The following is an 11,442-nucleotide window of genomic DNA, read 5'->3' as shown; positions in this document are numbered from 1 at the left end:
TGCCGCAAGAAGGGAAAAAGTGGACGACTTTTACGCCGCCCGCACCGCCAATACGACGGCGCTACCGTGGTCTAATTTTGCACCGCCGTTCTCACCACGCCATCGCCTTCACTCAAAAACATCTGCGCCGCGCAGCAGACGTGATTATCGCGGTTGTTTGGGAGGTTCTTGTAGACCATCCCGATGTAGCATACCCCTTCGCGCACGTTCGACAGCCTCCAGGGCGGTCGGTCCTGAGTCTTGTAGTAAAGCCCCGTCGCGATGTTCCACGCCACTGTCGCAGGGTCTTGGGTGGTTCGCTTCGGATAGCCCGCACTGTTGAGGAACGCTGTCGGCTCAAGGGTCGACTCGCGCAGGATCTGAGAGGGCGCGATCGAGAGCAAAGTCGCCTTGATGTGCCTACGGAAGTCGGGAATGTCGTCAAACACGTCCTCGATGCGCGGATCAAACCGTTCGTCCATGAAAAGGAACGACTGGGGTGACCTTGCGCGCTGCTTCTTGGGCGTTTTTCCAGCGACCAGGGTCAAACCGGTCCGCCTCGATTCCGGACGGCAGCGCTCGTAGACTATCTCGGGCACGACGAACATCCATACATCAATCGAACCCTCCTCGTTGCGCCTGAACTTGTGGACGCGCTCAGTGTAGATACGGGCGACCGCATCGACGGCCTCGTGCATGTTCTGCACCCTGGTCGCGCGCTCGATGGCGTCAAACTCGACCGTCAGGGACCTGAGCCGATCTGGATCGAAAGTAATGCCGAATGTCTCTTCGAGCCCGGCGAAATCCGCGAGATGAAGACGGTCCTTCTTCTCCGTCGGCCCCGGAGGCGGCACCGGTATCCCGGAAAGCAGCCGGCGGCTCCAAGATCGGAAGTGTCCGATCCCGTCCGACGTTCCCACAACCCCAATTCGGACTTCTCGAAGCTTCCGTGGGCCGTCATGAGGTCCATAGAGAAACAGGCCGTCCTTTGGGTGGTGGCTCCTCTGGTCATGGCGGAAGTCGAGTTCTGGCTCGTCGAAGTGATCTACGATCAAGCTTGCTTCGGGAAACCTCATTTACCGTCTCCTTCGGGCTCGGCATCGTCGTCGTCAGCCGCTGGCCGCCCGAGCGTGCTTTCGTCCTGCTCCTCGGCATCCGGGTCGCCCACGTCAGGAAGAGCTGTACTGACCGGCGACGTGAAGAGAAGGGGCTCAGAGGAAAGAAGCATGTCCTGGCCTGGAGCCAGCGGAACCCGAATGTAGGCTGAGTCACCCGACATGATCTGAAGGAATGCCAGAAGCCGTCCGTGCCATTGCTTGTTGCGCCAACCCTTGCAGCCCGATCTGCGAAGGCGATGCATCTTCTTCGGATCATCTATGCGTTCGCCCTGCTCCGTATTGTTATCCATCGCGAAAAGGACGCGCGCTTTCAGACGGAAGTGCCAGAAAGGCCAGTTTCGGGGAATCGCCGTCACCCCATAGGACCAAACATGCTTTCGGGCGATGTTGCGCAGCATCGACGACCGGCGCTCACCTTGTCGACCCCAGGGCACCCGCTCACCAATCGCGACCTGGTTAGGGGACACATGGAAACCATCGCCGTTGGAATACGCATAGGCGACCATGCCAATATTCCTGCAGTGCCGTTCCCATCCATCGCGCAACAGGCCTGTGAGCATGTTCGACAGATCACGTCCCGCGACGCCTATCTCAGGCATACCCTTTTCTACCGCATCGACAACCGGCACAGAAGTCCGTAGGCGCAACTTCGCTACGCCTCCGAGGCTTTCCCCAACATCAGAGGGCGCAGCGAAGGTGATCACGCCTCGCTCATGCGCGACGGCGGGAAACGACAGCCCTCGCACCCGCCTGTTGAGGACGCCGGTTTGGACTGCTCCCGTCGCCTCGTAGAAGTGGAGTTCATCGGGCATTTCCAATATCTGAATCCAATTCGAGACCAAGGACTCTGGCTCGCGGACCAGCGGAACAGCACCGCGCTTGCGGAAGCTGTCCCATTGAGCTGCGACCGCGATGTTCTCACGACGGCACGTCACGCCTTGGCGGCGCAGCGTCTCGAGAAGCTTCGAAAGCCCTTCCGCCCAACCGCGTGTGAAATCGGCAGGCGTCGCATCGCGGAGACCATCAATCTTGGCCCCCTCCTCAATCCGTAGCGGGATTATCAAGCGAGCGTCGCCGAGACTTGCGGCAAGCGTTTTCGCCCTGTCAATGAGATCCATAGCGTCTTCGTTGGCGCGTGTGGCCGCGCCCGCCACCGCAAGCACTTTCGCAGCGCGGTGCTCCAGTGCCACTCCAATCTCCTTGTGCCATCTGTCTCCAGGCTCGAGGGTCAGGATTTCGGAAAAAACGCGATACCCGTGCGCTTCGAGCTTTGGACCGAGCCATAGAATGAACTGGTCGTGGTCGGGGCGTACTCCGACGAGGAACAGGGTATCCCGTTGCGCCTCCGCCTCAACTTTGCTGTCGATCCCTGGCTTTGGAAGCAAAGCTTGAAGGACCGAAGGTGGCGTCAAGCGGCCCTCGCGCTCATCCAGCGTCTCATTTAGCATCCGCTTCAACGTACGACCGCTCGCAGGGGTCCATAACTTGGGATGAGCTTCCTCGATGTCAGGATGAGCGCGCAGCAACGCCTCAAGATCCTCGCGCCCGAAGATGTTTCCCGGAGATCGAATGGCGGGGCCGCAAATCTCCACGAGGTCCTGCTTCCTTTGTGGGGTCATCGCTACGGACGTTGACAGGATGTAGCGATCGGGCGCCAACTGATCGATCTTCGCGCGCTCCTTCGACATCTCACGCTTCAAAGCTGAGATAGCAGATCTCTCGTATCTCTTGGCTTGTAGGATCGTGAGGCTTCGCGCCTCCGGCGCGTGGCGTCCATCTATTCCACCATCGGCACCTTCACCGAATTGCTCGAAGCGGATGCCAAGAGCACGGCCGATAAGATCGGCTGAAAGCGCCTCGAACTCAGCGGGCGATAAGGCAGAGAAATCGACAGGCATAACATCTATATATCGCTATCCAGTCCGGTTTACACCCAAGATTTGCCGCACAGACATGCCGATTTGGTTTCTCAGAGAGAATCTAGAGCGCAGGTGCAATGTGGCTGGGTTAGTCCAAATAAACCTGCGGGCATCATTTCCGGAACGGGTTTCCGCGATCACGTCGTTGAGGCGACAACTGATGTGTCAGCGTGAAGGTTGGCATTCCGCCCCTGTGCGCACCATGATGTGCGCCAGATCGCACACCGCTGTTCCACCGATCGGCATTGCCGATCTTTTTGTCGGTGATAGGCCCAGGTGCACACCTGTGCCACGCCTGGGCCCTCGGGAAGTGAGGCCGAAGCCTCACCCGAAGGGATCGTATTCCGAGACGATCACGACCTCGTCGCCGTCGATTTCATCGGCGGGGACGGCACCATAGGTTCCATCACCGGCCTGGAAGACGACGATCGAGACCATGAGCGTGGCGGCGAGGGAGGCGGCGAAGGCGTGTGCATCTTTGCGGGACATCTGTTTGGCTCCTATCTTGGAGGCGGAGGACCATCCCCCGCGCGACAGGACCCCGCAGGCCCGAAGACTGGCTGACATCACCGGGTGCGTTCGGCCCAGGAAAGTGAAACGTGGCCGAATCCACCCGGCGGCACGGGCTAGCCCGTAGTCCGACCCCTCGCGGGTTGATCTCGAAGACGGGATTCGGGGCAAGGAAGGGAATGGCGAGCGGGGGATGGTGCGACCGCTGACTGGAGCCGGGTGTCCCGCCGATGCTTTCGCTGCCAGCCTCCCGGGCAGGCATTTGGTAGAAGACCGCGTTCCGTGTTGGATTGGATCCTATGGTGCCCCGCGATCTCGCGGGACAGGGTCGTGATGGGTGAGAGGCCCGCGCTTTGGCGGGCCCCTGGGGTTCTACATGGGCTCAGGCTGCAAGTTCCGCGTCCCCTGCCCTATCGCCGTCCTCGCTGCCGACGATCTCGAGCCGCGTGTTGCGATAGCCTTCCCTGGCGATCCAGAGTTCGGCAGCCGTGACAGACTCGGCCAGGTGGAGCAGCTCAGTGCAACCGCCGAAATCCAGCAGGACACGCACCTGCCCAGGCTGTGGTTCCTCAGCGACCTCGAAGGTCAAGGCACTGTCAGCCGAATGAGTCCGCATGATCGTCACGAGAATGACCCCGTCCGAAGAGAAGTTCCCCTCGTGCAGCGTGAACGACGCCGGCGCAGTCCAGGTCGGATAGGGTCGCGGCGGCTCCTTCTTGACAAGACGGCCGACGCCGTTCGAGCGTTCCCAGGCCGCGAGTTTCTTCGTGAACCGCGCAGGCGGTTTCGGACTGTTGTCGGTGTAGCGAATGAGCGCGCCCAGGGGCGCGGTGTCGAGAATGGTGGTTGCAGACATGATTCCTCATCCTGAATGCGTCATTTTGCATTCATCTCCTTGATATTGTTGTATTTTATTTGATTGAGGGCGGGTTTCCCCGCCCTCGGATGGCGCGGATCACTCCGCAGCCATCATCGACGCATCATCACCCGGCAGGTCAGCGGTGAGGAAGGCGGGAAGGTCGACATCTTCGGCCTGGCCGGCGTCGGAAACGGGCTCAGGCGCCCCCTGCCCTTCCGCGTCGTCGAGTGCTGCCAGATCGTGACGGCGAAGAACCTCCGGCAACCAGCCGCTGCCTTTCAGCAGACGCTCGGCTTCGGTCGCCATCTCGCCCTTCTTCAGGTGATCGAGGAGTTGCGCCGTCCCCTCCCCTTTCGCCTCGCGCACGGCCTCGAGGATCCGTGCCTTGGGCACGCGGTTCAGGTAGGTATCGGCGGTCGGCTGCCAACCCGCCTCGACCATGTCGAGTTCGACCGCCTGTGCGACCACGTCAGCCTGGGTCATCCGCTTGGTCAAACCGCTGGCCGAGATACCAGCACCATAGGGGTTCACCTTCTCGTGGAGCGCGTTGATCCCGAAGCTGAGGCAATGCGCGAGCAGGGACAGCCGGCTCGCCTGATCGAGGGAAGCCAGGTAGTCCCAAAGAACGGCATCGTCGCCGAGCGGCAAGTCGGCCTCCCACTCGGCGTGGCGATCATCCACCAGCTTGGCCACCACGCTATCCTTCAGACCGCTCGCCTGCGCCGACATGTAGACGTGACGCACCGAAGCCTCGAGGCAGCCGCCGGCCGAACTGGACGTCCGGAAGGTGTCGCTGACGAGCTTCAGGAGCAGCAAGGTCAAGGCGACGTCAGGCGAACGCCCGACAGCTTCCCGCAATGCCAGGGTGCGGTGCGCCGTCAGTTCCATGACCAACCGCTCGGGCAAGGGCTTCAACGCACCATCGTCCTCGTCGTCGGGCACGTTGGCGCCAAGCGCCTGACCGGCAGAGGTGATCACCGTGCCGTGGCCGATACCATCCACATTGCTCCCCGCTGAAAGCTCAACGCCCTGCCCGTCTGCCGCCTGTTCACCGCTGTGGACGTCGGCATCTTCCCGAGGCTCATCCTCGGGCCGCACGAAGCCCCGATAAACGGCAAGCTCGCCATAGCGATCAAGCGTCACGAAAGCCCCTGCCCGTGCGATCTCCTCATCGTCGAAGATCAGCGGCCGGGCCTCGAGCTTCTCCATCGCGACTTCCAACTCGCCAAGTCGCGCGTCGATCTCTTCGGGGAATTCATCCTGGCCCCCGTATTCCTCTTCGAGCGCTCGGTATTCGGCAAGCAGCTTGGCGTGGGCCGCGCCTTCGTCATCTGTCATCGGCGCCGGGTCTCCGCTCAGCCGCCGCAAACCGTGGCTGTAGCCATAGGGCAGATCGAGCGAGACCTCGATCCATTTCCAACCTTCGGTCGCAATCGCTTCGGCTTCAGCCTGTAGCTTTTCGCTGACCAGACGATCCAGCAAGGCAGGGTCTTCCAGCCAGCCTCCATCGTCGCCCTGGAAGAGGTCGTGCAACATGGTGCCGCCAGCAACCTCATAGGCCGCGACGCCAACAAAGACGGCACGACGATCGGAGGCCCGCACCGTAGTTTCCGTCAGCATGCGTCGGATCTGATAAGGCTCCTTGTTCCAGGATGACCGGATCGCCTCCCAAACCTGAACCTGACGCTCGTGATCCGGATTGACCGTGAAAGCCATCAGCTGCTCCAGCGTCATTTCGTCCTCGGCATAAAGCTCGAGCAGGGCAGGGGCCACGGCGGCGAGTTTCAGGCGCTGTTTGACCACCTGCGGTGTGACGAAGAAGGCGGCTGCGATCTCTTCATCGCCCTGTCCCTTCTCCCGCAGCGCCACGAAGGCACGGAACTGATCGAGCGGGTGCAGGGCCGCACGCTGCATGTTCTCAGCCAGAGAGTCGTCTTCGGCAAGGATCGTGGACTTGGCATCCCGCACGATGCAGGGAATGGGCGTCGTCTTGGCCAGACGTTTCTGTTTCACGAGCAGAGACAGGGCTTGGAAGCGCCGACCGCCAGCGGGGATCTCGAACTTGCCGGTCTCGGAACCATCATCAGCCAGAACGGGCCGGACGCTCAGGCTTTGCAGCAACCCGCGGCGGGCGATGTCTTCGGCCAGTTCCTCGATGGAGATGCCGGCCTTGATGCGCCGGACGTTGGCCTGGCTCAGTACGAGCTTGTCGAAGGGAATGTCCCGGGACGGGGACAGGGTGACTTTCTGGGCAGATTTCGCCATCAGATCTTCTCCACGACGGGCGCCGGAAGCCACTCTTCCGATCTCACTTCCCGTCACCCCTCCAACCAACAAACCTTTCCCTCTCCTGTTCTGACACTCCCGAGACAGGACCTTAACAGCTGTTAAGTCGTCAATCCTGAGGTGGCGGAACAGTACGCAGTCTCTCAACCTTAACAGCTGTTAAGCTGCAGATCGTCGTCCAATCAATGCCATGACCATCGGCCCACAGGAAAACTCACCGGCCACAGCTTTGGCAGTCAGAGCTCGCAAGTATCCACCAGGCGATCTGATGTCCTCAAAGCGTTCCAGCATGGCAGAAACGACGATCGACGCTTGCTCCGGACCCATGAACCGCTGCGCTTCTTCCCATGCAGATGCACTGATCCCCATGGCTGGTCGCACATGGCATGCCGCATCGAAAAGCTGGTGCCAATGCCGGATTTCGCCTTGGTAGAAGGTCTTGAGCGAGGGACATGCCGCGATCACCAGGTGCAGCGGGATCTTTGGCAGGTGTCTTGTGTCCTGTTCATCGACGTCAGCCACGGGCTCATCCCTGTCCACATCTGGCACGCCAGCCGCCGCCCCGCTTTTTTCTAAAGCAGGTTCAAGATCTATAGATTCTTTATTTGAATTATGATGGTGACGCTCAGATCGAGCATCATTGGTGTTCATTTCTTCTGTTTCAGAGCCATCAATGATGTTGCGTGCCTGATCGAGGAGAGCTTCAAGATCGGCTCGACAGGCCGCGAGGTCATCAATTGAAAGCTTGCGGCGAAGCGCGCGCGCTGTGAGGATAGCCTTGTCACGAAGCTGGTCCCAGATGCCTAGGCTTGGCTGCATCTCATCTCCGAACTCCGCGAGGGCCGCGAGATCACGCCGCATGAGGCTTACAACCTCTCTCAGACGCCTGACGCGCTCCTCAGCCTCACGTACGGCCTCTGCGGCCCGTGCTATCTCCTCGGACTGGCAGTAGAGCGGGGAAAGATCGAAGCCAAAGGCGACGCGCTCTTCGCCGTGCTTGCGGACGTAGCGCTTTCCATTGGGGCTATCACGCCGCTGGAGCAAACCAGCCTCGACAAGACGCGCGAGGTGACGACGCATAGTGGAGCAGGGCATACCATTCAGGCGCTCACAGATCGACTTGTTCGAGGGGAAGACTACCATCTCGGCGTTCCCGCCAAGTGCATCGTCTGGAAAGAAGCTGAGGAGCCCCTGCAAAACAGTCAAATCACGTTCTGACACGCCAAAGGCCGCTTGCGCCTTGGAGAGCTCGCGCAGGAGTTCCCACTTGTTTACGGGTCTGCCCGGAACAGATGCCTCGGGTCGCTCGATCACGCGCAGATGGGCGTGCGAGATCGGCCGCATAAACGGCGAAATCGGTGTGTACTCCATGAAAACGTTCACGAAGGCAAAATTTCTGCGGCCCGCGAATCGCTTTGCGCTTGCGGGGTAGGGGCCAGAACGCTACATTCAGAAGTGCGAAAACTGAGATTTTGTAGCGGACTAATCCCGGTGCGAAACCTTACAAAGGTCTCGTGAAGCTAGCTTCTCGGGGCCTTTTTCTTTTTGCCTGTATCGTGCCTCCTTCTTGTTGGTTGCTCTTCCTCAGTCTCCTGAACGCTTCCAGCGCTCATGAAGCTCGGTAATCAGCTTTGGGGCGTTGCCCTCCAACCAGCTGATAAAATCAGGTTCATCCGTAGTCAGATCGAGTTTAAGCTGCTTGCCTTGGCGGCCGGTCTTGACCGTCGCAGCTCCGACACCGGGGATCGCCAAAGCAGGCACGCCCTTTCTAGACGGGTTTGCTTTCTTCTCTGGGCTCTTCGCAGCTGCCAGAACTGCGAGAAACGCACGCTCAGAAACCTCATCGACCGAGCCGGAACTTTCGGACTTGGCTGCATGAGCTACGGCTTGCAGTTGGTCTCGATCACCGTCGTAGGCACCCAAGGCCTTTTTGAGCTCTTCCCATCTCGGGCGACCAATCCCGGGAGCCGCACCAATTGCCTGGATGAGTTCCTCGCCGACCGTCCGAACGACACTCAAGAGTTGTGAAACCCCAGCTTCGTGGAGGTTAAGGACTTCAGCGACACCTCGATTGGTGCGCTCAGCCCCTTCCAAATGGTCACCGTCCAGAAGCGCCGTCGCAACAAGCGCACGTTCAATAAAGCTCAGATCACGACGCTCTTGGTTCTCGAGAAGCTGATCTCGAAGCGCTTGATCACCATCAACTTCCGTGACGATGGCTCGAACTTTGATACCGAGTTCGCGACATGCTTCCAGGCGTCTGCGGCCATAGATCAGGTTGTAGCGATCGCCTTCCAGTGGGCGGACCAAGACAGGCACACGCTGACCGTTCTTGGAGATTGAATTCTTCAGGCCCTCAATTTCAATCTGAAGCCTGTCATCCAATCGTCCTTCGGTAATAATCTGCGCCGGATCGATCTCAAATACACCGCCACGCAGTCGGCGCCCTTGAAGAGCGTCAGGAGCGTTGCGAAGGGTCTGCAGCGGCAGGCCAAGTTTAGGCTTTCTTGCCATTCCGCCCCCATGTGTTCTGGATGATTTCAGCGATCTCATCGTTCACTGCGTTCATGGATTCGATCGCACGATCAAACGTCTGACGCGTGAAGTCCTTCTTGTCAGCTTCGTAGAGCGTTTGCTTGGTCAAGCCGGCATCAGAAATTGCGGTCGATTCAACCATGTGATTGGTCAGGACCGACCTCCCGAACAGTCCGCGAATGAAAGCGATGACTTCGGTTTGTGGCGCGTCGCCGACTTTGTATCGCGTTGGCAAAAAGCGCAGCCAATCGAAGCGCAGATTTGCGCCTGCATCCCTGATCACTCCCAGGAGATCCGCGGTCATTCGCAAGAATTGGGACATCGACATGAGGTCAAGCATTTGCGGGTGAACCGTCACGAGGACACCCGAGGACGCGGAAAGTGCTGACATCGTCAAGAAACCAAGCTGCGGCGGGCAGTCGATCACAACAACGTCGTAGTTCGCTTCAACACTATCGAGTGCGTCATGAACTCGCGCGAAGAACGCTTTCGCTCCGCCTCGCTGGATAGCAGCAGGCGTCTCGTGCTCGAACTCCATGAGTTCTAGGTTGCCCGGGATAAGATCAAGGCCGCGGATGTAGGTCTTGCGGATCACTTCGGCGATCGGAACCGGATCGTCATAGCGAACGGCATCATAGAGGGTTCCGCCCTCCATAAGGTCGAGTTCTGGCTGGATTCCGTGAAGAGCCGAAAGAGATGCTTGGGGGTCGAGATCGATCGCAAGAACCCTGTACCCCTTGAGCGCCAAGCGCTGAGCGAGGTGAGCAGACGTCGTCGTTTTGCCGGACCCGCCCTTGAAGTTCACCACTGAAACAACTTGAAGCTCGTCACCGTCGCGACGCCCAGGCACGTAAGTTCCAGACTTTTTTGCGTTTCCTTCAAGCGTCTGCCGGATTTCCCAGATATCGTCGAGCGTATAGCGACGATGACTTCCAGCCGTCGTCTCAACGTCAACGATCTTTCCTTCTCGATGAAGCTTCCGAAGATAGGTATGGTCGACGCCAAGGAGCTCAGCAGCTTCGCCGCTAGTCAAAGTGCGCATCACCTTCTTTGCATCCGGAGGGAAGTGTGCGGCGCGCTGAGCATGCAGGTTCGACGCGAGAAGTTCCGCGTAGTGCCCGATGGCGATGTCTAGATCCTGCTCTACTTCGCTCATGTCTGCCCCGATCCGTGGGCGCGTTTTTTATGTGACCGCGCGTTATTTTTCGAGACTATTGCCCGACCAACCAGATTCGTGCAAGCACTTTCTAGATTTAGTGGCAATCGGTTAGGCCAACACAAGTGTGATCCTCAGAGGAGCCCCAGCTTTTCAGCACGCTCCAGCAGCATTCTGACTGAGGAAGGCTGCCAGCTGGTGCGACCGCGAGGGGTGCGCTCACGCATGGATTCCAGTCGGTCGCAGATTGCCTGCAAGGTGATCTCGGGGTCAGCACCTTTGATTGCGGCGACAATCGCAGGCAGGCGATCGTCGGTTTCGCGACGTCCAGCGCGTCCAAGCACTTCAGCGGGCAGGAATCCGTCCGCCACGTATGCCTTCACGGCGCGGAGCAGGCGGCTTTGCGTCCAGCGCCGATCATGGGGCAGGGGGCCATTGATGATCCGCAGGACATCTTCCCAAGCCATATCGGGGCGCAAACGGCGCACATGGGGCACCCAATCCTGTGCAGTTTCGTTCAAGCGCTCCATGTAGCCGTCCTGTCGCGCCAGCCGCACCTTGCGCAGCGCTTCAGGGTCCTTGACGCGAAGACCCGGGTTGCCGCCGACGCGGCCCTTTGAGCGTGCCGAGGCAAGCCCAGCCTTTGTGCGCTCACGTATCAGCGCGCGCTCGAACTCGGCCGCGGCGCCCAGAACCTGCAATGTGAATTTTCCTTGAGGGGAGGCGGTGTCGATCGGGTCCTGGAGCGAGCGGAAGAACGCCCCCTTGCCCTCCAGTCTTTCGATCACCTCAAGTAGGTGCGACAAAGACCGCGCAAGCCGGTCGATCCGCACGACGACCAGCGTGTCGCCCTTGCCAATCCGCTCCAGCACACGTGCAAGCACGGGCCGCGCGCGATTGCCGCCCGAGGCGTGCTCTTCAAAGATCTCGGCGCATCCCGCAGACTGCAGTGCCTCAGACTGGGGCAGGGGGGTCTGATCCTCGGTGGAGACGCGCGCATAGCCAATCAGGGGCATGAAACGGGCCGTTTGCAATTTAATATATTGCCAATAAACGACCGTTTGAAAACGAATGCAAGGG

9 protein-coding genes are annotated in these 11,442 nt (G+C 59.7%); all 9 read right to left on the bottom strand.

Translation table 11 applies throughout. The features are described 5' to 3' along the window. Positions 1–71: 71 nt before the first annotated feature. A complete protein-coding gene (locus tag ACSSV4_RS15575; RefSeq protein ID WP_454276013.1) occupies positions 72–1,055 on the bottom strand; it encodes a hypothetical protein in 984 nt (327 codons plus the stop codon). After that, entirely contained in the window at positions 1,052–2,995 is a 1,944-nt protein-coding gene (locus ACSSV4_RS15570; protein WP_454276012.1) for a TIR domain-containing protein, read from the bottom strand. The genes ACSSV4_RS15575 and ACSSV4_RS15570 overlap by 4 nt, the downstream gene beginning before the upstream one ends. Positions 2,996–3,340: 345 nt before the next feature. Next, a complete protein-coding gene (locus ACSSV4_RS15565; RefSeq protein WP_009574204.1) occupies positions 3,341–3,505 on the bottom strand; it encodes a hypothetical protein in 165 nt (54 codons plus the stop codon). Positions 3,506–3,908: 403 nt separating this feature from the next. Beyond that, the gene (locus ACSSV4_RS15560; RefSeq protein ID WP_454276011.1) at positions 3,909–4,382 is read right to left on the bottom strand and encodes a hypothetical protein; all 474 of its coding nucleotides are present in this window, start codon (positions 4,380–4,382) and stop codon (positions 3,909–3,911) included. A 99-nt stretch (positions 4,383–4,481) separates the two neighbouring features. Next, positions 4,482–6,650: a ParB/RepB/Spo0J family partition protein gene (locus tag ACSSV4_RS15555; RefSeq protein ID WP_454276010.1), complete on the bottom strand. Its 2,169-nt coding sequence runs from the start codon at positions 6,648–6,650 to the stop codon at positions 4,482–4,484. A 180-nt stretch (positions 6,651–6,830) separates the two neighbouring features. Beyond that, positions 6,831–8,042: a plasmid replication protein RepC gene (gene repC, locus ACSSV4_RS15550; protein WP_454276009.1), complete on the bottom strand. Its 1,212-nt coding sequence runs from the start codon at positions 8,040–8,042 to the stop codon at positions 6,831–6,833. Positions 8,043–8,255: 213 nt separating this feature from the next. Next, positions 8,256–9,185: a plasmid partitioning protein RepB gene (repB, locus tag ACSSV4_RS15545; RefSeq protein ID WP_454276008.1), complete on the bottom strand. Its 930-nt coding sequence runs from the start codon at positions 9,183–9,185 to the stop codon at positions 8,256–8,258. After that, positions 9,169–10,362, bottom strand: a complete 1,194-nt coding sequence (repA, locus tag ACSSV4_RS15540) for a plasmid partitioning protein RepA (protein ID WP_043754416.1) — start codon at positions 10,360–10,362, stop codon at positions 9,169–9,171. The genes repB and repA overlap by 17 nt, the downstream gene beginning before the upstream one ends. Positions 10,363–10,496: 134 nt before the next feature. Next, on the bottom strand, positions 10,497–11,378 hold the full coding sequence (locus ACSSV4_RS15535; RefSeq protein ID WP_454276007.1) for a recombinase family protein: 882 nt from the start codon (positions 11,376–11,378) through the stop codon (positions 10,497–10,499). Positions 11,379–11,442 lie beyond the last annotated feature (64 nt).

This window comes from Roseovarius sp. MBR-154 (assembly GCF_053628595.1).
Note: the sequence above shows the minus strand (reverse complement) of the source record. Positions and strands in the feature narration are given on the sequence as shown.